The sequence below is a fragment of the Tautonia plasticadhaerens genome (assembly GCF_007752535.1).
Lineage (GTDB): Bacteria > Planctomycetota > Planctomycetia > Isosphaerales > Isosphaeraceae > Tautonia > Tautonia plasticadhaerens.
In genome coordinates this window covers 8451027-8472394 of record NZ_CP036426.1, presented here as the reverse complement: position 1 = coordinate 8472394, position 21368 = coordinate 8451027, and the positions used below count along the sequence as shown (strand labels likewise).

The window sequence follows — 21368 nt, the reverse complement described above, 5'->3', positions numbered from 1 at the left end:
TCCGCCCTCCCTCATCCGCCACCCCGGGCCCGCCCCATCCATGATCACCTACGACCCGAACCGAGACTGGCTCCGAGACATCCGCCACCTCGGGTCGAGCTGGACCCTCGTCCGGATCGCCCGGGGCGTGTTGCTGGTCGGCCTGTACGCCTCGGCCCTGACGGCGCTGATCCTCCGGTTCGACCTGGAGGGCGGTCGGTCGATCTCCGGCACGTTCTCGCTGCTGGGGGTGATCCTGGGCATCATCATGGTCTTCCGGACCAACACCGCCTACGAGCGCTGGTGGGAGGGCCGCAAGCAGTGGGGGACGCTGGTCAACCACTCCCGGACCCTCGCGTTGCAGCTCGATTCCCTGCTCCCCCCCGAGGCCCTCGACGACCGATCCGCCTTCGCCCGGCTGCTCGGCGACTTCGCCCTCGCCCTCAGCGGCCACCTCCGGGGCGCCGTCGACCCGTCGATCCTCGACCGCCTCCGGGCCGATCACGCCACCGACCCCGACGACCCCGATCCCCTCCGGGGCGGCGACGGCCGCCCCGTCCCCCGGGCCGAGCCCCCTTCCCACGTCCCGACGCTGGTCGCCGGGGAGATCATCGCCCGGCTCCAGGACCTCCGGCGCCGGGGCGTCCTCGACGGCTTCGACCTGCTGGCCACCCGGCCGCACTCCCACGGCCTGCTCGACGTGGTCGGGGCCTGCGACCGGATCCGACGCACGCCGATCCCCTTCTCCTACAGCGTCTTCATCAAGTCCTTCATCCTCTCTTATGCCGCCATCCTGCCCGTCGGCCTGGTGCCCGAGTACGGCTACCTCGCCGTGCCGCTGGTCATGCTGATCGTCTTCGCCCTGCTCGGCCTGGAGCTGATGGCCGAGGAGATCGAGGAGCCCTTCGGCCTCGACTGCAACGACCTGCCCACCGACACCCTCGCCCGCTCCATCGCCGCCGACGTCGCCGGCCTACTCCGATGCTCCTCCCCCCGATCCCGGCCCGCCGCCCCGAAGGCCTACAGCAAGGTGTTCTGAAATTCGCCGACGCGGGAACGTCCCGGCCCCCCGCCCTGGGCCGGGCGGCCCCGGGTCGGGCGGGGGATTCTTCCGCCGGCCTGCGGAAATCCGTATCGTCGGGCCGGCCCTCGGGCACTTGATACGTGAGCGGGAAGGGCTGGAAGACCCTGCATCAGGGAGGATCCGGGATGGCTCGCGGTCAATCGGGGGTGGCTCGCCCCCTCCGGGTGCTGTTCGAGGTCGGGGCGGTCGGCGGCCTGGAGGACGCCCATCTGCTCGACCGCTTCCTCGAGGCCGACGGCCCCGGGGCCGAGCACGCCTTTTCCGCCCTGGTCGATCGGCACGGCCCGATGGTCCTGGCCACTTGCCTCGCCCAGCTGCGAGACCGGCACGAGGCCGAGGACGCCTTCCAGGCAACCTTCCTCGTGCTCGCCCGACGGGCCGGGTCGATTGGCCGACGCCGGTCGGTGGCCGCCTGGCTGCACGGGGTCGCCTGCCGGGTCTCCCGCAAGGCCCGGCTCTCGGCCGCCCGGCGTCGGGTCCGGGAGCGTCGGGTGGCCGACGCCGTCCCCGCCTCGGCCTGCGACCGGCCGCCCGACGACCTCGCCCCGGTCCTGCACGAGGAACTCGGACGGCTGCCGGAGTCGTATCGCGCCCCGGTCGTCCTCTGCTACCTCGAAGGCCTGACGCATGAGCAGGCCGCCGCCCTCCTCGGCTGGCCGGTGGGCACGGTGAAGGGCCGCCTGGCCCGGGCCCGGGACCTGCTCCGGACCCGACTCGCCCGCCGGGGGCTGGCCCCGGCCGCAGTCGGGGCCCTCGCGGCGACGATCGCCGCCCGCCGGTCGATCGCCGCCGTCCCGAGATCATTGATCGACCCCACGACACGGCTCGCGGTGGAGTTCGCGGCCGGGTCATCGGGCCTGGCCGGGTCGGCCGCGGCCCGGGTCGTTTCCCTTTCCCAAGGAGTGCTGACTTCGATGCGCTGGAACGCAATCGTCAAGACGATGCTCGTCGCCATCCCCGCCGTGGCCCTCACCGTCGGGATCGGTGCCGTCTCCGCCCGCCAGGGAGATGATCCCGCCCCGATCCCCGCCGCCGTCGAGCCTCCCCGGGCCGCCGAGGCCCCATCCGTCGCGCCGCCCGCCCTCGATCCGGGTCCGATCGTCAATGGGTCCGCCTTGCCCCCGGCCGAGGTTTCGGGCGTCATCCAGTTCATCTGGGAGCCCGAGTCGTTCTCGGCGTACACGATCCCCGAAGGCTTCGACCTCGAGCAGATCCTCGAGGCGGTGCCGGGCATTGATCAGGAGGTGGACCAAATCCTCGCGGGCGCCATCGAGGCCACCGAAGCGGAACTCAGGGCGATGCAGGAACAGCGGACGCAGGTCGCGACTGCGTTGGCGAAATATCATCATGCGTTCTCAACGCTGAGGCGCCGACGCGACGCCCTCAACGCGATGATCGCCGACGCGACGTTGACCCCCCCGGATGGCGAGATCGACGGGGCCCTGATGCGGGATCTCCAGTCTGCGGAGCAAGTAATGCTCGCCGAGCACGAAGACTTCGTCGAGCAACTCGGCGGGACGATCCGAGGGCTGGAGGTCCGGGCCCGGACCCTCGACCTGGCGATCGGTCGCCTCTCGGCCATGAAAGACGCCCTCTCCGGCCCCAAGGTGCCCGCCGTCCCGTCGACCGGGAGCCTCACGCCGTCGCTCAACATCGAGCCCCCGCCCCTCGACCCGGCCGCCCGCCGCACCTCGGTCGACCTTTCGGCGACCGATCCCCGGGACCGCCGCATCGACGCCCTGGAGCGGAAGCTCGACGCGGTCCTGGAGGCCCTCCGCGCCTCGGATCGCTGACCGAGGCGCCCGGGGGGAGTGGCCGCGGACCGTCTCGGAGCCGCGGTCGGCGGGTCCTCGACGAGTCCCGGTCGCCGGGGGGATGGCCCCCGCTACGTCCGGAGCCGATCGGGGGGCAGGCCCCCGCTACGCCCGGGGGAAGCGCGGGGGACGCGGCCCGGGGAGCAGGCCGAGGGCCCGGAACTGGTTGAGGACGACCCGGGTCCGGACGGGCAGGTAGCCCCGGACGACCCGGCCGACGGCCCGGCGCCAGTCCTGCTCCGTCAGCGGGGCCCGGGGGCGCTGGGCGTCACCCCAACGGGCCGACTCGCCGAGGATCGCCGGGCCGATCGCGTCGGCCCGGGCCCGGAACCGGGCGATCGAGGCCCGGGGGGTCAGCGGCCCGTCGCCGAAGAAGGTCTGATCGACCCGATCGGCGAACTTCTGCCGGTAGGTCGGGTTCGCCAGCAATTGCTGGTGCAGGTACTGGGGGTTGAACGTGGCGAACTCCGAGCCGATCGGGACCGGGCCGTTGACGTTCTCGGTCGGGCGGAGCAGCGAGAACTCGGCGTCCCGCATGAGGAACCGGAACCCGTCGTCGCCGGTCCGGTCCCGGATCACGTAGAAGTTGTTGATGGCGAACTGGCCGTTGAACCGGCTGATCGGGCCGTCGATGTTCCCGATGTAGAGGGTCGTGAGCATGTAGTCGATCAGGCTGTCGACGTCGACCAGGTTCTCGAACTCGGGGTTGGGCGAGCCGTCGGGGTTTCGCCCCTGGATCCGGTAGTAGGCCCCGTCCGAGGCCAGGCCGCCGGGGGCGGTGGCCGCCTGCCAGAGCCGGGACCAGGCCCCGAGGTCGCCGTCGGTCGCGCCGATCATGGCGCCGTTCTCGGGGCGGATCACGTCGAAGTCGTCGGGGTCGCCGCCGAAGTAGGTGGCGCCGAAGTTGGCGTCGGGGCGCTCCTCGCTCTGGTAGAGGCCCCAGTACTGGCCGTTGATGTAGAGGTGATAATAGCGGCTGCGGGTGTAGGGCTGGCCCAGGTCCCGCATCGTGTCGCGGGCGAAGACCTCGGTGGCGAAGGTGGCGTTCGGGTTGCCCTTGAAGCCCCAGGAGATGCTCTGGTCGGTCCTCAGGTCGACCCGGGCGAAGGAGTCGGCCCCCTCGGGCCCGAACAGCGGGTACTCCAGCCTCGGGGCGCCGTACTCGGACCGGAAGAACAGTCGGAGCGAGTGCTTCGGGTTGGTGATCACCCCGCTGGAGGTGCCCCGGAGCCGCAGTCCGGCGTTGATCTGGAACCCCGTCGAGCCGTCGGGGTTGATCAGCTCGGCCGAGACCGGACGTTCCCACTCCCTCCCCTCCTGGGTGGAGTTGGCGTAGATGCCCGAGGCCGGGTCGAACAGGTTGGGCAGGTCGGTCGACAGGGAGATCGTCGGGATCGACCGCAGGGCGGCCTTCAGCCGCTCCCCGCCGAACCGGGGGTGGTTGACGATCCTCGGGTCCATCCCGTAGTCGACGACGTGCGCCCCCCAGGTCTCCGGCCAGCCGAGCGGGGCCCGGCCGTCGGGGGACTGCCGCAGCACGTCGTCCAGGAAGAGATAGGTCCAGGCCCCCGGGGGGGCGGGGCTGTCCCCCTCCTTGAAGGCCGCTGCCCGGACCACCATGGTGCGGTCGACCACCAGCGGGCCGGCGTAGATAAAGCCGTGCTCGGCCGTCGGCGTGCTGCCGTCGATCGTGAACCGGATCTCGGCCCCCTCCGTCGCCGAGCCGAGCGTCAGCAGGAAGGGGGCGTCGTAGAAGCCCCTCGGCACGCCGGCGACGACCGGCTCGACGGCCCCGGGCTCGCCCTCCCGGTTCGGGCCACCGGGCGTCGGCAGGGCGAACGCCCGGCGATCGAGGGGCGAGGCGACCGCGCCGCCCGGCCCGAAGGCGACGCCGAAGGAGCGGTCCGCCTCCTGCTCGGGGAAGCCCGGGGCGTAGGCGTCGGCCACCACCCCGTCGGGCCGGACGAGGCCGAGGTATTCCCCCTCGGCCCCGAGCTTGAAGTTCGCGTGCAGCTCCCCGGCCGGGTCCGCCCGGTCCTTGTCCGAGGCGAAGACGACGAGGAACCCGCCCGGCGGCAGCACCACGCCCGGGAAGGCCCACTTGCCCGGCTCGGCCTCGTCGTCGGTCAGGGACCACCCCACCAGGTCGACCGCCGAGGCGGTCGGGTTGTGGATCTCGACCCAGTCGGAGCGGTCGCCGTCCTGGTCTCTGAGTCCCTCGGCGTTGGAGGCGAGCAACTCGCTGATGATCGGGCCGGACGCCGAGTCCATCAGGGCCCTCGGCTCCAGCCGCTCGGGAGCGGCCGACAGTGGGGAGGGCCTTCGGCCTCGGGGGCGTCGTCGGATCGGGCGGCCGCCTCGGGAAATGCCGGGGATGTGCATCGCGATGACCCTGGGGGTAGGGGGCGCCTCCTCGCGTCGGAGAGGGCAGGGCCGGGGGAGGAGCCTTTCCCCCGGTTACCACCAAGAATGACACACGAATAGGAATGAAGCGGCGTTCCGACGTGCGCCCCCCGCCCCGCGCCCGGGCGGGGCCCGGGGCGGGAGGCCGGTTCCCCGGCGGCCCGGCCGATCAGCCCGGCTTCACGGCGAAGACCCGGACGCTGGCGGCGTAGTCGTTCACGTCGTACCGCCTCAGCAGGTCGGCCAGGCGGTCGTGCAGCGCCGCATCGTCGGGGGAGACGGCCGGGGCCGGTGCGGGGGAGCAGCATCCCGAGTCGACCACCGACAGCCCGGCCGGGGTCGGGGCCGGGGAGGGCGTCGGGGCCGAGCAGCACCCGGCCTCGGCGATCGGCAAGCCGGTCGACGCCGGCGCGGGCGAGCAGCAGGATTCGGCGGCCTTGGCCTCGATCGCCGGGCCCGAGGCCGACGGCGGCGGGCAGCAGGCGGCCTGGTTCTCGACCTTGGCGTAGGCGTTCAGGTCGGCGCCGGTGTCCACCACCTCGACCCCCGAGAAGCCGGCGTCGAGCAGCATCCGGCGGTAGTCGTCGATCGGGATCGCCCCGGCGATGCAGCCGACGTAGGCCATCAGGTCGTTGCCCAGCTCCCCCGGCAGGTCCTTCTTGAGGGCGATGTCGCTGACCGCGAGCCGCCCCCCCGGCTTCAGGACCCGGGCGACCTCCCGGAGCACGGCGGGCTTGTCCGGGGCGAGGTTGATCACGCAGTTGCTGATGACGCAGTCGACCGAGGCGTCCGCCAGCGGGAGGTCGTCGATGGTGGCCAGGTGGAACTCGACGTTGGAGACGCCGGCGGCCTCGGCGTTCCGGCGGGCCAGGTCGACCATCTCGGGGGTCATGTCGATTCCGACGGCCTTGCCCGTCGGCCCGACCTTCCTCGCCGCCAGCAGCACGTCCAGCCCCCCCCCGGCGCCGAGGTCGACCACCACCTCGCCCTCCCGGAGGTTCGCCGTGGCCGTCGGGTTGCCGCAGGAGAGTCCCATGTTCGCCCCGGCGGGGATCGAGGCCAGCTCCTCGGGGCTGTACCCGAACGCCTCGGCCACCGCCCGGACCCCGGAGTGCTCGCTCGACAGGCCGCTGCCGGCCACCGAGCCGTACTTCGACCGCACGGCGTTCGTGATCGCGTCGGACATCGGATCGCTCCTTATCGAAATGAGGATATGAACGTCCACCGAGGAACTCAACGATTCAGGCGTTCCTTCGCCCTCGACAGCGCCCGGGCCATCAGCCGGGCCAGGTCGTCCCGGCGCTCGGCGTACCGGGAGGCCTCCTCGGGGGTGTCGTCGGCCTCCTTCGGGTCGGCGAAGGGGATCGAGAGCCGGAGCGAGGCCCCGGTGACGACGGGGCAGGAGGCGTCGGCCTCGTCGCAGACCATCAGGGCCGCGAAGCCGGACCTCGGGTTGCTCGGGTCATCGTACCGCTTGGAGAACTCGATCGCCTCGGCGGCCGGGTCGCCCTCGGCCCCCCACCGGATCCGGTAGACCGGGTTCGGCCCACCGTCGGGGCCGGGAGGGGCCAGGTCTCCCGTCGGCGAGACCTCGATGCCGACCGCCCTCAGCGCGTCGACCGTCCGGGTGTTGAAGGCGGAGGGGTCGGTCCCGCCGCTGGAGAAGCGGACCTCGGGCAGCCCGAAGTGCGCCGAGGCGACGTTGCCCATCGTCGCCCCCAGGATGCTCCGACGGCTGTTGCCGGTGCAGACGACGACGACCTCCAGGGGCTCCCCCGGCCGGAGGTTGCTGGCGATCCATCCGGCCAGGCGGTCGGCGGCCCCGGCATGGGGCACGTCGCCGACCGCCTCGGCGATCGACGAGACGTAGGAGGCCACCGGGGGCAGCAGCAGGGCGGGGTTGTCGGGGATCTCGGTCATCATCTCGGGAAGGCTCCTTGGGGCGAGGGGGACTCGGAGACTCGTCGGGATTGGATCAAGGCCGGGCGGTCGACATCCCGGGGGAGGGGCCGGGCACGCCCCCGGCGAAGAACCGCCGCCGGAAGTCCAGGGAGACGTTGACCAGGCCGATCAGCACCGGCACCTCCACCAGCGGGCCGACCACCGCCGCCAGCGCCGCCCCGCTGCCGATGCCGAACACGCCGATCGCCACCGCGATCGCCAGCTCGAAGTTGTTGCTCGCCGCCGTGAAGGACAGGGTGGCCGTCTTGCCGTAGTCGGCCCCCAGCGCCTTGCCCATCGCGAAGGAGACGAGGAACATCGCCACGAAGTAAACCAGCAGCGGCAGGGCGATCCGGGCCACGTCCAGCGGCATCCTCACGATGGTCCCCCCCTGGGTGGCGAACATCACCACGATGGTGAACAGGAGCGCCACCAGCGTGATCGGCGCGATCCTCGGGAGGAAGCTCCCCTCGTACCACGTCCTCCCCCGGGCCCTCACCAGGGCGAACCGGGTCGCCATGCCCGCCAGGAACGGCACGCCGAGGTAGAGCAACACGCTCCGGGCCACCTCCCCCATCGAGATCCCCGAGAGGTCGACCTTGCCGAACTCGTACCCCAACAGCGGCGGCAGCACCGCGATGAACAGCACCGCATAGGCCGGATACGCCAGCACCTGGAAGACGCTGTTGAACGCCACCAGGCCCGCCGCGTACTGCGCGTCTCCCCCCGCCAGGTCGTTCCAGACGATCACCATGGCGATGCACCGCGCCAGGCCGATCAGGATCAGGCCGATGGCGTACTCCGGCCGGTCCCCCAGGAAGGCCAGGGCCAGGCCGAACATCAGGAGCGGCCCCACCACCCAGTTCTGCACCAGCGACAGGCCCAGGATCTTCAGGTCCCGGAAGACCCGGGGCAGCTCCTCGTACCGGACCTTCGCCAGCGGGGGGTACATCATCAGGATCAGCCCCACGGCGATCGGGATCGACGTCGAGCCGACCGACAGCCCCGAGACCCCCCGCACCACCCCGGGCGCCACGTTGCCGATCAGCACCCCCAGCCCCATCGCCAGGCCGATCCAGAGCGTCAGGTAGCGGTCCAGCACCGCCAGCCTCCCCCTCGGGAGGGGCCGGCAGGTCGTCGATTCGGCGGCGGGCATGAAAGGCTCCTCGCGGTCGGCTCGGGGGGTCGTTTAATTCGGTTTGGCGAATATACTGGGCGAAAAAAAAGGGCGGGGCCCGACGCTCAGGGCCCGCAGCGGGAGACGAGGCGGTCCAGCCTCCTCCGGTCTTCCCGGAGCAGCTCGATCGGCCCGAGGCAATCGCCGACGCAATCGATCAGGGTCCGGTGCAAGCCCGACCCCGGCCGGGCCAATCGGTAGTGGACCCAGAGGCCGTCCTTGCGGCCGACCACCAGGCCGAGCTTCCTCAGGTGGGCCAGGTGCCGGGAGACGGTCGGCTGGGGCAGGCCGAGGGCCTCGTGCAGGTGGCAGACGCAGACCTCCCGGTCGCCGACCAGCAGGTTCAGGAGCCTCAGCCGGACCGGGTCGGCGAACGCCCTGAGCAGCGCCGTCGACTCGGCCAGGGAGGTCGCGGAGGTCGTCGCGTCCATCAACACCCCCCGGGCGGTCGCGCCCGGCTATTGGATTCGCTTCGCCGAATCTTATCCCGACGAGGGCCGGTCGGTCAAGGGCCTGTGGGAAGGGACCTCACGCAGAAGCGTGGAGCCGCGAAGGGGAGGGGGGAGCGGTGGAGCGGTTCCCGCCCCTGTCCCTCCCCCTTCCTCTCCGCGGCTCCACGGCTCCGCGTGAGGTCCCGCATCCCGATCAGCCCGGCAATCGGCTGGCGACCAGGGCGGTCTGGAAGCCCCGGACGACGGCGCCGATGCGGACGGCGTCGTGCACCTTCTCCTCGCCGGCCCCTGCCTTGATCAGCCCCTCCTCGTGGGCCTTGATGCACGCCTCGCAGCCGGCCAGGGCGGCGCAGGCCATCGAGGCCAGCTCGAAGGTCGCCTTGTCGGTGGCCGGCCGGGCCATCCGGCCCATCCGGAGCCCGGCCTGGCGATGGGAGTACGCCTCCTTGCCGATCATGTGGCGGAACCGGTAGTACACCGTGTTCATCGCCATGATCGAGGCGGCGGCCTTGGCGTCGGCGACGGCGGCCTCGTCCAGGTGCCCGGCGCCGTCCTCCCGGATCGCCCCGGCCAGCTCGGCGTCGTTGAGGAACAGGGCCGAGGCCAGGGCGACCAGGTACCGCTGCCTCGGCTCCAGGCTCCCCCCGCCGAGCACGGCCCCCAGGTTCAGCCGGAGGTCCTTCGTGTCGTCGATCAGCGACTCTTTGAGCGTATCCAGGGCGGACATGCGGGGCTCCTTCTCGTTCTCTCGCGAGTCGGCGGCGGGCGGGGCGGGGGGCAGGCGCCGGGGCGGGGACGGTCGGGGTCGGGGTCGGCGCCCGCCCCGGCCTCCCCGCCGCCCGGCGGTCAGACCTTCAGCGTCTCCTCGCCCTTCCGCCAGTTGCAGGGGCAGAGCTCGCCCGACTGCAAGGCATCGAGGACCCGGATCACCTCGTCGACGCTCCGGCCGACGTCCAGGCCGTTGGCGGCGGCGAACTGGATCGTCCCCTCCGGGTCGACGATGTAGGTCGCCCGCAGGCAGACCCCCTCGTCCGGGTGGAGGATCCCCAGGTCCCTGGCCAGCGTCTGGGCGGCGACCAGCGGGTACTTCAGGCCCCTCAGGTCGTCGTGGGACTGGCACCAGGCCAGGTGGCTGAACTCGTTGTCCGTGCTGCCGCCGACGACCATCGCGTCGCGGTCCTGGAAGTCGCCGAGCCGCTTGTTGAACTCGGCGATCTCCGTCGGGCAGACGAACGTGAAGTCCTTCGGGTAGAAGAAGTAGACGACCCACTGCCCCTCAAAGGTCTCGTTGTCGATCGTCGTCAGGCTGTCCTTCGAGGCACCCACGCAGGCATTGGCCCGGAACTCCGGGAACTTCTCTCCGACACTCAGCACGGCACGCTCCTGGATACTTGCTCGATTCGATCCGACTCGACGGTCGGACCCGACCCGGGCCCATCCCGACTCCGACCCGGCCGATCGCTCGTCCCCATTGTTAGGGGAATCCGGACGATAAGTCGAATGAATTTCCCCGATCGATCTGATAAGCTCACCTTATGGAACTGAACCAGCTCCGCACCTTCCTGAAGATCGCCGAGCTCGGCAGCTTCACCCGGGCGGCCGAGGAGGCCGGCGTCTCGCAGCCGGCCTTGAGCCAGCAGGTAGCGAGGCTGGAGCATGAGCTGGGTCGCCCGGTCTTCGACCGATCGGGCCGCTCGGTCCGGCTGACCGAGGCCGGCCGGCTGCTGCTGCCCCGGGCCTCCCGGATCGTCGCCCTGGCCGACGACACGACGAGGGAACTGCTCGACGACGGCCGGGTCGGCCGGGTGGTCGTGGCGGCGATCCCCACGATCGCGCCGTTCCTGCTGCCGCCGGTCCTCCGGTCGTACCGGATCGACCATCCCGGCGCCTCGGTGCAGGTGGACGAGGAGGTGACCGAGGCGTTGCTCCGGCGCTGCCAGCGCGGCGAGCTGGACGTCGGCGTGCTCGCCCTGCCGGCCGATGCCCCGCCGGGCCTGGCCGTCGAACCCCTCTTCGACGAGGAGCTGGTCCTGGCCCTGCCCGTCGGCCACCCGCTGGCCGGGCTGGACGCCGTCCCGCTGGACGCCGTCCGGGCCGAGCCGTTCGTCCTGCTCGGCGACGGCCACTGCCTCTCCGACCAGATCCGCAGCTTCTGCCAGCAGCGGGCCGTCCAGCCGGTCGCCACCGGCCGCACCGGCCAGCTCGCGATGGTGCAGGAACTCGTGGCGCTGGGCCACGGCATCTCCTTCGTCCCCGAGATGGCCCGGAGGGTCGACGCCAGCCCGAACCGGGTCTATCGGCACCTCCTCGGCGACCGCCCCCGACGCACGGTCGCCGCCTGCTGGAACCCCGACCGCTACCAGACCCGCCTGGCCCTCGCCTTCCTGGAGGCGCTCCGGTCCTATCGGTTCGACCCGATCGCCTGAGCCGGGCTCGGCCCAGGCGCCTCCCCCCCGAGGCGGATCCGAGGCCCTCACCCGCCCGGGTCGATGCTATCCCGCCCGGATCGCCGGCCGTACACTCGGGGGGTCGGCCGGGCGGCCGGGCCCGGCCGGTTCTTCTCGATCGCCCTTTCTTCGAGGCAGGAGGACCGATCATGTCCAGGAAATACCCGTGCGGCGGCCTCGGCAGGCGACAGCTCCTGGCCGGGGCGGCGGCCTTGCCGGCGCTCCTCGGGGCCCGGGTCTCGGCCCAGCAGCCGAAGGCGGCGGCCGACGGGGCCGAGGCCGGGGGGGACGAGGCCTGGGGAGTCCCCGGGCCCTGGCCGGGCCGGGTCGTCGAGGTCCGCAACCCGGCGATGATCCGGGACGACCGCAAGGACCGGGAGGCCATCGGCAAGGCCCTGGCCCGGGGCATGGCCGAGCTGACCGGGGCCGACGACGCCGTCTCGGCCTGGCGGACCCTCTTCGAGCCCGGCGACGTCGTCGGCATCAAGATGAATCCCGTCGGCAACCCGCTGGCCAACAGCTCGACCGAGCTGATGCTGGAGGTCATCGAGGGGCTCAAGTCCGCCGGCGTCGTGCCGAAGGACATGGTCGTCTTCGAGCGCTACCGCGACGAGTTCGTCGGCGCCGGGATGCACGAGGCGGTCCCCGACGGCATCGACTGGACCGGCCTGGGCATCGCCTACAACGGCCGACAGGTCGACATCCGGGGCGACGACCTCGACACCGGCAACCTCGACCGGGTCACCGGCTACGACCCCGACGAGTTCGTCGAGATGAACCTCGTCGCCGCCGGCCTCGACCCCAAGGACGACCGCACCCGGAGGTCCCACCTGGGCCTGCTGGTCACCCGTCGCGTGAACAAGATCGTCCTGCTGCCGGTGCTCAAGGACCACGGCTCGGCCGGCATCACCGGCGCCCTGAAGAACATGAGCCACGGCCTGGTCAACAACGTCGCCCGGTCCCACAGCACGCCCGACACCAACGTCTGCAACCAGTTCATCCCCGAGGTGGTCAGCCACCCGATCATCCGCAAGAAGTGCGTCCTGCAGATCATGGACGGCATCAAGGGGGTCTACCAGGGGGGCCCGGGGGCCTCCCGGCCCGAATGGACCTGGGAGAACAACGCCCTGTTCGTGGCCACCGACCCGGTGGCGATGGACCACGTCGCCTGGCGGATCATCGACGCGAAGCGCAAGGAGAAGGGCCTCGCCCCGGTCGGCGCCGTCGGCAAGCTCGGCCTCGACGCCGAGCGGGAGGGCTTCGACTTCCGGCAGCCGCAGCACATCCGACTGGCGTCGAACCTGGGCCTCGGCATCTTCGAGTTCGACTCCCCCCGGGGCCGTCGGCACTCGATCGACCACCGGACGATCGACGTCTCCTGACGGCCCCCCCGCTCCGCCCCACCCCGCCGGGGCGGGGCGGGGCGAGTCTCCCGGGCGGCATCCCGTCGGATCCCCAACCGACGGGATGCCGGCCCGAGCGGGCCGCAATCCCCCGAGCCCGTGAGACAGCGCCCTCCGAGACCGCCCGGCCCCGATGCCGGTCGAGAGATCCCGGGCGGAGGACGACGCCCAGGGCCGCTCCGCGTGGACGGGGCCGGTCGCGGCCGGCGGCCGATGCCGCCGTCCTCCCGGCGATGGATGGTCGGGGAAAGGGTCCGGACGACGACGCGACGCGATCGGCGGGTCCCGGGGGATCGGCCGCCGTCCCCCGTGTGGACATCAAATCGCCGGAGGTGGCGGAAAAACCGCCGCCGAGTCGCCCTGGCGGTCCGGAAGCCGGTGCCTAAACCCTTCAGAACGCGTGAGATACGCTGGAAGATCGTCGTGGAACGCGATTTGCCATTGGCCACGCCCCGTTACCGCCCCGAGTCCGCTCCCGGAGATCCGGTTCGATGTCCCGACGCCGTGGCTTCACCCTGATCGAGTTGCTGGTGGTCATCGCCATCATCGGCGTGCTCATCGCCCTGCTCCTGCCCGCCGTGCAGGCGGCCCGCGAGGCGGCCCGACGCGCCCAGTGCACCAACAACCTCAAGCAGCTCGGCCTGGCCCTGCACAACTACAACGACACCCTCGGCGCGCTGCCGCCGACGCTGGTCCTGACCGGCACGGGCCCCGCCAGCGTCACCTGGACCAACAGCTTCGGGGCCCACCCGCGGATCCTGCCCCATGCCGAGCAGGGGAACGTCTTCAACAGCCTGAACTTCGACCTGGACATGTACGCCGCCGGCGGCCAGAACCGGACGGCCACCGCCGTCTACATTAACCTGCTGGTCTGCCCGAGCGAGACGCGACAGGACTTCACCCACAACGTCGGCGGGCACATGAACGTCTGCAACTACGGCTACTGCGAGGGCGACTGGTTCGTCTGGGGGGGGGCCGGGTCGACCCGGAAGAACCGCTCGGCGTTCGGCCCCAACCAGGCGCGACGCCTGGCCGAGTTCCGCGACGGGCTCAGCAACACCCTCTGGATCTCCGAGGGCAAGGCCTACACCCCCTATTACCGCGATTGCGCCGGGGACGGGACGCTGGCGAACTTCGGCCCCGGCAAGACGTACCACGCGGACAACGTCCCGCCGCCGGCCGCCGACCCCTACGCCGTCGCCCCCGAGTACGGGGGAGGCTGCGCCCTGAGGGACGGCACGAGCGAGGGCGGGCACGTCGAGTGGGTCGAGTCGGGCGTGCACCACGCCGGCTTCACGACGGCCTGGCCGCCGAACACGCAGATCCGCGGCGGGCCCGGCGGCGCATACGCCGACATGGACCTCAACAGCCGTCGCGAGAAGATCGGCGGGATGAGCTTCGCCGCGATCACCGCCCGCAGCTACCACCCCGGCGGCGTGAACGCCCTGCTCGGCGACGGCTCGGTCCGCTTCGTCAAGGGCACGATCGACGGCCTCACCTGGCGAGCCCTGGGGACCGTGTCCGGCGGCGAGGTCATCTCCGCCGACCAGTTCTGATCTCGCCCCCCGGCCCGGGGCCCGCACGTCGGGCGACCGACGCCCCGAGCCGCTCCACCCTCCCCCCGAAAGGATTCCCATGACACAGATGAGTCGTCGTACGGCGCTCGGCCTCGGCGTCGCCGGGCTGGTCACCCTCTCGGCCCGTCCCCGGCGTGCCCTCGGGCGCCAGGACGCGAGCCCGGGGGCGATGGCGGCGAAGGCCGTCGCCTTCCTCCGCTCCCGACAGGGGGAGGACGGCAGCTGGTCGGGCGACCGCGACGAGCCGGGCATCACGGCGCTGGTCCTCACCGGCCTGCTCCGGTCGGGCCAGGTCACGCCCTTCGAGCCGGTCGCCCGGAAGGGGCTCGCCTACCTGGAGCAATTCGTCAGCCCCGAGGGCGGCCTGCCGGAGGCCTCCCACGCCAACTACGCCACCGCGATCGCCATCATGGCCTTCCACGAGGCCAACCGAGACGGCCGCTACGACGCGGTCGTCGAGGGCGGCCGGGAGTTCCTCAAGGCCAAGCAGTGGGACGAGACCGAGGGCAAGGGGCCCGACGACGTCTTCTACGGCGGCGCCGGCTACGGCGGCCGCAGCGACCGCCCCGACCTCTCGAACACGACCTTCATGGTCGAGGCCCTCCGCGAGACCGGCCTGCCGGCGGACGACCCGGCGTTGCAGAAGGCCCTGGTCTTCATCTCGCGCAGCCAGAACCTCGACGGCGAGTTCAACGACCAGCCCTGGGCCGGCGAGGTGGACGACGGCGGCTTCATCTACACCCCGGCCAACGGCGGCTCCAGCGTCGCCGGCGAGGCCACCGGGGGCGGCCTGCGCTCCTACGGCAGCATGACCTACGCCGGCTTCAAGAGCCTCATCCACGCCGGGCTGACCAGGGACGACCCCCGGGTCGAGGCCGCACTCGGATTCATCCGGGCCAACTACACGCTGGAGGAGAACCCGGGCCTGGGCCAGGCGGGGCTCTACTACTACTACCAGGCGTTCGCCAAGGCGCTGGCCGCCTTCGGCGAGCCGACGATCACCGACGCCGGCGGCACGGAACGCGACTGGCGAGCCGATCTGACCGCCGCCCTGGCCGGGCGTCAGGGCCCGCGCGGGGAGTGGGTCAACCCGTCGGACCGCTTCATGGAGGGGGACCCGAACCTCGTGACCGCCTACGGCCTGCTCGCCCTGGCCGCCGCCCGGCCTCGGGGCTGAGCCGTTCGGCCCCTCAGCCGACGGGCCGCTGGTCGGCAGGGCGGCTCGGGGGGCCGGCTGCGTCGATCGGGGCAGAGGAGGGTACCGCCCCAGGATCTTTGCACACTGGCTTGAGGGGAATCCGCCGGCTGCGATGACGCCACTCCGCACCATCCGGTAACGTGGTCGGTGCCGCTTGCCTCGCGGCTCAGACTTCCCCGGACCTTTGGCGATTCGAAGCCGCAAAGCCCCGCGTAGGCGAGAGGCCGCGAACCCCGGCGCGGGTGGCGCCATTTAATGGGCGAACGGGTCGGCTGGGAGTTCCGGGACCTCAACCCGGGACTCAGCCCCGCGTCGCGATAGCGCGTCGGCGGACGGGAGACGTGTCTCCCAGATCCTCAGAGTTCGATCGATGCTCCCCGAGGCGAGGCGTCCCCCATCGGGACTGAACGCCACGCTGGTCACTCCGGCGGTGTGGCCGACGAGGGTGAAGACCTCCTCTCCGGTTCTCGTGTCCCAGAGCTTGACGGTCCGGTCCCAACTCCCCGTCGCCAAACGCCGCCCGTCGGGACTCGAGGCCAGGCCAAAGACGAGGTCGGTATGGCCACGGAGGACGAGCGATTGTCCCGTGGCAAGGTCCCAGATCCTCACCTCGCCCGTCGACATGGGGACGCCACCGACCGAGGCGAGTCGTCCGTCCCGGAGGAACTGCACGCGTAATACCCAATCAGAGTGGCCCGGGAGCGTCCGGACCGCACGTCCCGGATCCAGCACATCCCAGATCCTCACAAGACCGTCGTCGCAGGCCGAGGCGAGCCACCGGCCGTCGGGGCTGAAAGCCACGCCATTGACGCCGGCGGTGTGCCCCCCGAGCGTGCGGATTTTCCGACCGGTTTCGGGGTCCCAGAGAACCACCACTCCGGTCTCCCCGTCAATCAATCCGGTAAATTGCGCGGTGGCCGAGGCCAGGAGACGGCCATCGGGGCTGTACGCTACGTCCGTCACCTCGTTCGCCTGTCGAGGCAGTGGTATTGGCAGACGTCTACCGGTCTCGGCGTCCCAGATCCACACCGTCCCGTCCGAGCAGCCCGTGGCAAGATGCCGGCCGTCTCGTCGGAATGCGATGGCATTGACGTCTGGACTTTCTTCGGCGAAGCCCACGGGGGGCATGTCAATAGTCGCGTCCCGCAGCATCACCAGGTTCCGGCCCAAGCCCCCCGGGCCGCGCCACCTCGAGACTCCCCAGGCGAGCTGTGCGCCAACAGAGTTGTACGCCACGGCCTTGACCCAACCTTCATGACCCCTAAAGGTCGACCGCAGGCTCCTGGTTGCGGACCAGAGCTTGACCGTCAGGTCGAAGCCACCCGAAGCGACCAGGTCACCACCGGGGCTGAAGGCCACGCACATCACGAACTGCCGATGACCCGGGAAAGCGACCAGTTGAGCGCCGGACTCGACTTCCCACAACCTGAGGCTCTTGTCCTCGCTCCCGGAGAGCAGCGACAGGCCGTCGGGGCTGAAGGCCAGCCCGCGGATGAACCCCTGATGCCCGTGAAAGACCCGGACCTGCCGACCCGTGGCGCGATCCCAGAGTCGAATGATCCGGTCGAAGCCGCCCGACGCGATGTACCGGCCGTCGGGGCTGAAGGCCACCGCATAGACAAGGCTTTCGTGGCCACGGAGTTGGCGTGTCGGCTCGCGACCCGAGAGATCAAGCACTTCCACGAGCCCCACCGTGCTGGCCATGGCAATCTCCTGGCCCGTCCAGCCAAAGGCCACCCCCAGGATGGCCCCGGCCTGCCCCGGAATTTTGTCGCGAAGTTCCCTTCCAGACGCCGCATCGAAGAGCCTGGCGTGCCCGGCGATGGTTTGCATCTCGTGGTTGCCATAACCTGCGACGATCTGCTCGCCGTCGGGACTATATGCGACGCAATAGATGAAGAAGTTGTCGGGGTCGGTGACGCGGAAGCGCTCCATACCCGTGGCGGCGTCCCAGACGACCAGCGAGGAGCCGACGCCCGTGGCGATCATGCGGCCATCGGGGCTGAACGCCACGCTCCGGAAGCTGCCGCGGACCTCGCGACGTGGAAACACGTCTTCACCGGTCGCTACGTCCCGGACGGTCAGCACGCTCTTCTGGTCCGGCTGGTCGCGGTAGAAGGCCCCCGTCACCGAGGCGATCGAGCGGCCATCGGGGCTAAACGCCACGCCGTTGACCGACTGCCCGTGTTCGAGCATCCCTGGTTCGTGAAAAGTGCGAAGGTCGAGGTGGCACTGGCGCCAGGCGTAATCCCACTCCCAACCACGCAGCTCGGCCGGGCAGCCATCAAGCAGCTCCAGGGCCCGGACTACATTGTTCCCGACGCACTCGCTCAGGGCGAGGTTGACCCGGCTGATGTAGTCTCGCCGCCGAAGCTCCTCCTTGGCACGAGCCTCTTTCTTGGCCAAGGCCAGGGCCTTCGCTTGTTCGGCCTGGGCAACCGTCAGCGACCGGTTGATCTCCTCGTAGGAATAGATCCACAGGCACAGCAACGACGCGAGGAGCACGTGCACCGCCACGATGAGCGCCGCGATCGCCGGCCGACGCCGCGCCCACTTGATCACCCGCTCCCACGGCGAGACCGGCCGGGCCACGATCGGCTCGCCGGCGAGGAAATGCCGCAGGTCGTCGGCCAGTTCGGCGGCGCCGGCATACCGTTTGGCCGGATCCTTCTGCAGGCATTTCAGCGCGATCGTCTCGGCGTCGCGCGGCAGCCCCGGTACGAGCCGCGACGGCGGCACCGGCTCGGCCGTCTTGACCTGCTCCAGCGTCTCCAGCACGGTCGTCCCCCGGAACGGCGGCCGGCCGACCAGAAGCTCGTACAGGATCACTCCCAAGGCGTAGACGTCGGCCAGCGTGCCGACTTGCTTGGCCCTCCCCCCCGCCTGCTCGGGGGCCATATAGCTGGGCGAACCCATGATCGAATCGGTCGCCGTCAATCCCGATTCCACGTCCAGACTCTTGGCCAGGCCGAAGTCGGCGATCTTTGGCGTGCCGTCGTCGGCGATCAGGATGTTGCTCGGTTTCAGGTCGCGGTGAATGATCCCGAGTCGGTGCGCCTCGGCGACGCCGCGGGCGAGGGCCTCGATCAGCGTCGCCGCCCGCCGCGCGGGCCATGGGGTGCCGTCGAGCGTCCGATCCAGGCTGCCCCCCGGCACATACTCCAGCTCGAGGAACGGCAGGCCGTCGGCCTCGCCGATGTGGTGAATCTGGACGATGTTCGGGTGTTGGAGGCTGGCCACGGCCTCGGCCTCGCCGAGGAAGCGGACCGAGGCGATGGGGTCGGCATGCGCGCCGGCCAGGATCATCTTCAAGGCGCAGGGGCGGTTCAAACGGACCTGCCGCGCCCGGTAGACGACCCCCATCGCGCCGCGGCCGAGTTCGCCCTCGATCTCGTAGCCGGCGATCGTTGGCGTGGGGCGTCGGGCGGTGTGTGTGTGGCCGGCGTGTGCCGCGTCAGCCACCCCGGTCGCGGTGCCGGAAGTCTCGTGCGCGAGGGCCACACCCCCGGTCGCCTGGCCCGGATCGACCGCGCCGGCGAGCGTCGTCCCGCGCGTGTCGGGGGGGCCATTTGGCCCGACGTCCGCCACCGTCCCCGCGGGCTCGGATTCCCCGGCCCCGATCGTTTCTCGGTCCCGAGGTGCTGGATCTCCCATGTGAGCCCCCTGCCGGTGCGGCGGGAGTCGATCGATACGCTTAGAGAATGGCGAACCCGCTCAGCTCACTTTACGGCACCCCGCCTTGATCTCCAGAGGGTTGCTCCCGCGACATGCCTCCAATCGGGCCCCGGTAGCCGTGGCGCTGGATGAGCCATTGCTCGTTGTAACGCCGCCGGAATTCGCGCAGGGCCTCGACCAGCTCCGCGACGGTGGCGAAGTGCCGGACCCAAAGCAAGTTCTCTTTCAGGGTGCGAATGAATCGTTCAGCGACGCCATTACCTTCGGGCCCAGGTGCGGCAAACGCGGGCCATGCCGTAGCGTTGTCCGATGGAGGGGGGGGCGGCCTGCCCTAAGGCCTCCGCCTCCTCGGGACGAAAGGGCGCTCGGCTCGGCACCGCTGGAGCAACAACTCGTTGTCCATGGTCAGTTCGCCGACCTCGGAGCGCAGCCGGGCGATCTCGTGGTCGCGGTCGTCGGTCGGCCGGCTCTTGAGCGCAGCCTGGCCGCCGGCCAGGAAGTCGTCGCGCCAGCTCAAGAGGGTGACGGCGGTAATGCCGAGTTCACGAGAGAGGAGCTCCAGGTCTTCGCCTCGCAGGAGTCGGAGGACGGCAGCGGTCTTGCGCGGCGAGGAGAAGCGGCCACGCTCAGCGGGATTCGGAGCGTTGGACATGGGTGCGGGCTCCTGGGTCTGGACGTGAAGGATGTCCCAACGGGATGTCCAACGGAACCCAGGAGCGGAGGAGGACGTAGCAGACGTCGGGTGACCACTGGCCCCCCGCCCCGATTCAATCCGCCGCCTCGCCCGCCTTCGCCCGGTCCTCGAACCGGGCCCGGTCGGCGTCGGTGACGGGGACGAACTCGAAGATGCCGATGCACATCTCGTCGTCCGTCTCGTCCCCCCATCGGACGGTCACCGGGGGGGCGTGGGGGTTGGCGGGGTTGTCGGCCGAGTTGTCGAAGTGGGCGACGACCTCCAGCCAGGAGCCGGCGGGCAGGAAGACCGGCTCGGCGAAGGAGTAGGTGCCCTGCCAGTTGAAGTCCCAGTCGTCGATCCGGATCAGGGGGATCCGGGTCTCGTCGGGCAGGACGGCGTCGAAGGTGAAGTCCTTGCCCAGCCAGTGCATGTGCGGCATGACCCCCGTCACCAGCACGTCCCGGCGCAGGGGGCGGCCCAGCATCGCCCCCTCCCGGGTGCTGCCCCGGACCTCGAAATGCTCCTCGCCGGGGGGGATGACCAGCACTTCCCGGAGGAACTCGTTGAGGCCCGGCCGGCGCTCGGAGCCGACCAGCTTCGCCCTCGCCTTGATCGCCTGGAGGGTCGAGACCTCGGGGAAGACGAACCCGGTGCGGACCTCCCGGGAGAGCGGCTCGTCGGAGAAGTAGAGGCCGATCGCGGTGGCGTCCCGCTCCACCTTCCCGCTCTTGTGATAATGCACCTGGATGAGCACGTCGCCGCCCTTCGGCAGGACATACCCCGTGCCCTCGGGGGCGGGGTGGGGGGTGCAGCCGGGGGTCCAGATGGGCAGGAAGGACCGGGTCGGCACGCCGTCGCCGAAGCCGCCGACGGCCGAATAGCCGGGGGCCGGATCCTCGAGGTCCAGCTCCCGGGCCCGGCCGGAGGAGTCGGTGGCGGCGATCACGTGGTGGACCACCTTCCGGTTGCCGGGCCGGAAGTCGACGGCCCGGATCCAGCGGTCCCCGGGCAGGTCCGTCGGCAGGACGAAGACCCGGAACTCGTCCTCTCCCGAGGCCCCCAACTCGTACGGCTCGGGCATCGTCAGGATCAGGCCCGGCTCGCCGAGCGTCCAGTCGGAGGAGGGGAACTCCCGAGGCGGGGGGGCGTCGGCCGGATCCCCCTCGGGCGCCCCGGCGTCGACCCAGGCCCGGAGCACCTCGACCTCCCCCTCGGTCATCGTCCGGTCGTCCCGGAACGGGCCGCCGTAGCCGGGGGCGGCGGGCCAGGGGGGCATCCGCCCCGTCTCGGCCACCAGCAGCAGGTCTGAGGCCCGACGGCGGGCGTGGTCGTAGTCCAGCAGCGCGAAGGGGGCCACCTGGCCGGGCCGGTGGCAATCCTGACAGCGCCCCTGGAGGATCGGGGCCACGTCCCGGTGGTAGGTCGGCACGTCCCCCGCCCCCGATCCCGAGGCCGACGGGGAGGCCCCCGCCACGGCGATCACCAGCCCGCCCAGCATCCGAGCAATGCCCATCCCGACCTCCCGCGATGGCCCAGTCCGAA

At 71.2% G+C, this 21368-nt stretch carries 15 protein-coding genes and 1 pseudogene; 6 read left to right on the top strand and 10 right to left on the bottom strand.

Annotated features, from left to right (window positions below):
• The first annotated feature begins 40 nt into the window (after nucleotides 1-40).
• The gene (locus ElP_RS33640; RefSeq protein WP_197446576.1) at nucleotides 41-1018 is read left to right on the top strand and encodes a bestrophin family protein; all 978 of its coding nucleotides are present in this window, start codon (nucleotides 41-43) and stop codon (nucleotides 1016-1018) included.
• 170 nt (nucleotides 1019-1188) lie between these two features.
• On the top strand, nucleotides 1189-2856 hold the full coding sequence (locus ElP_RS33635) for an RNA polymerase sigma factor (RefSeq protein ID WP_145277806.1): 1668 nt from the start codon (nucleotides 1189-1191) through the stop codon (nucleotides 2854-2856).
• Nucleotides 2857-2982: 126 nt separating this feature from the next.
• Here ElP_RS33635 and ElP_RS33630 read toward each other — a convergent pair whose 3' ends face one another.
• From ElP_RS33630 to ElP_RS33600, 7 genes are all read right to left on the bottom strand, one after another.
• Nucleotides 2983-5148 carry a CotH kinase family protein gene (locus tag ElP_RS33630; protein WP_197446575.1) on the bottom strand — a complete coding sequence of 722 codons (2166 nt, stop codon included), beginning with the start codon at nucleotides 5146-5148 and terminating at the stop codon, nucleotides 2983-2985.
• 301 nt (nucleotides 5149-5449) lie between these two features.
• Entirely contained in the window at nucleotides 5450-6466 is a 1017-nt protein-coding gene (gene arsM, locus ElP_RS33625) for an arsenite methyltransferase (protein ID WP_145277802.1), read from the bottom strand.
• Nucleotides 6467-6513: 47 nt separating this feature from the next.
• The gene (locus ElP_RS33620; RefSeq protein ID WP_145277800.1) at nucleotides 6514-7203 is read right to left on the bottom strand and encodes a low molecular weight phosphatase family protein; all 690 of its coding nucleotides are present in this window, start codon (nucleotides 7201-7203) and stop codon (nucleotides 6514-6516) included.
• 52 nt (nucleotides 7204-7255) lie between these two features.
• Nucleotides 7256-8377: an ACR3 family arsenite efflux transporter gene (gene arsB, locus ElP_RS33615; RefSeq protein WP_145277798.1), complete on the bottom strand. Its 1122-nt coding sequence runs from the start codon at nucleotides 8375-8377 to the stop codon at nucleotides 7256-7258.
• Nucleotides 8378-8463: 86 nt separating this feature from the next.
• A complete protein-coding gene (locus ElP_RS33610) occupies nucleotides 8464-8829 on the bottom strand; it encodes an ArsR/SmtB family transcription factor (protein WP_145277796.1) in 366 nt (121 codons plus the stop codon).
• 214 nt (nucleotides 8830-9043) lie between these two features.
• Nucleotides 9044-9577 carry a carboxymuconolactone decarboxylase family protein gene (locus tag ElP_RS33605; RefSeq protein ID WP_145277794.1) on the bottom strand — a complete coding sequence of 178 codons (534 nt, stop codon included), beginning with the start codon at nucleotides 9575-9577 and terminating at the stop codon, nucleotides 9044-9046.
• A gap of 119 nt (nucleotides 9578-9696) precedes the next feature.
• A complete protein-coding gene (locus ElP_RS33600; RefSeq protein WP_145277791.1) occupies nucleotides 9697-10224 on the bottom strand; it encodes a peroxiredoxin in 528 nt (175 codons plus the stop codon).
• A 161-nt stretch (nucleotides 10225-10385) separates the two neighbouring features.
• On the opposite strand from ElP_RS33600, the gene ElP_RS33595 reads away from it, so the two are divergent.
• The 4 genes from ElP_RS33595 (at nucleotide 10386) to ElP_RS33580 (ending at nucleotide 15454) form a co-directional block, all read left to right on the top strand.
• Entirely contained in the window at nucleotides 10386-11276 is an 891-nt protein-coding gene (locus ElP_RS33595) for a LysR family transcriptional regulator (RefSeq protein WP_145277789.1), read from the top strand.
• A gap of 170 nt (nucleotides 11277-11446) precedes the next feature.
• A complete protein-coding gene (locus ElP_RS33590; RefSeq protein ID WP_145277788.1) occupies nucleotides 11447-12679 on the top strand; it encodes a DUF362 domain-containing protein in 1233 nt (410 codons plus the stop codon).
• 512 nt (nucleotides 12680-13191) lie between these two features.
• Nucleotides 13192-14256, top strand: coding sequence for a DUF1559 family PulG-like putative transporter (locus ElP_RS33585; protein ID WP_145277785.1), 1065 nt, complete (start codon nucleotides 13192-13194; stop codon nucleotides 14254-14256).
• Between the two features lie 88 nt (nucleotides 14257-14344).
• Nucleotides 14345-15454: a prenyltransferase/squalene oxidase repeat-containing protein gene (locus ElP_RS33580; protein WP_231749359.1), complete on the top strand. Its 1110-nt coding sequence runs from the start codon at nucleotides 14345-14347 to the stop codon at nucleotides 15452-15454.
• Between the two features lie 273 nt (nucleotides 15455-15727).
• Here ElP_RS33580 and ElP_RS33575 read toward each other — a convergent pair whose 3' ends face one another.
• From ElP_RS33575 to ElP_RS33560, 3 genes and pseudogenes are all read right to left on the bottom strand, one after another.
• Nucleotides 15728-19063: a WD40 repeat domain-containing serine/threonine protein kinase gene (locus tag ElP_RS33575; protein ID WP_197446574.1), complete on the bottom strand. Its 3336-nt coding sequence runs from the start codon at nucleotides 19061-19063 to the stop codon at nucleotides 15728-15730.
• A 136-nt stretch (nucleotides 19064-19199) separates the two neighbouring features.
• Nucleotides 19200-19802 (bottom strand): annotated as a pseudogene (locus ElP_RS41480) (integrase core domain-containing protein).
• Between the two features lie 115 nt (nucleotides 19803-19917).
• Nucleotides 19918-21339: an ascorbate-dependent monooxygenase gene (locus tag ElP_RS33560; RefSeq protein WP_145277774.1), complete on the bottom strand. Its 1422-nt coding sequence runs from the start codon at nucleotides 21337-21339 to the stop codon at nucleotides 19918-19920.
• Nucleotides 21340-21368 lie beyond the last annotated feature (29 nt).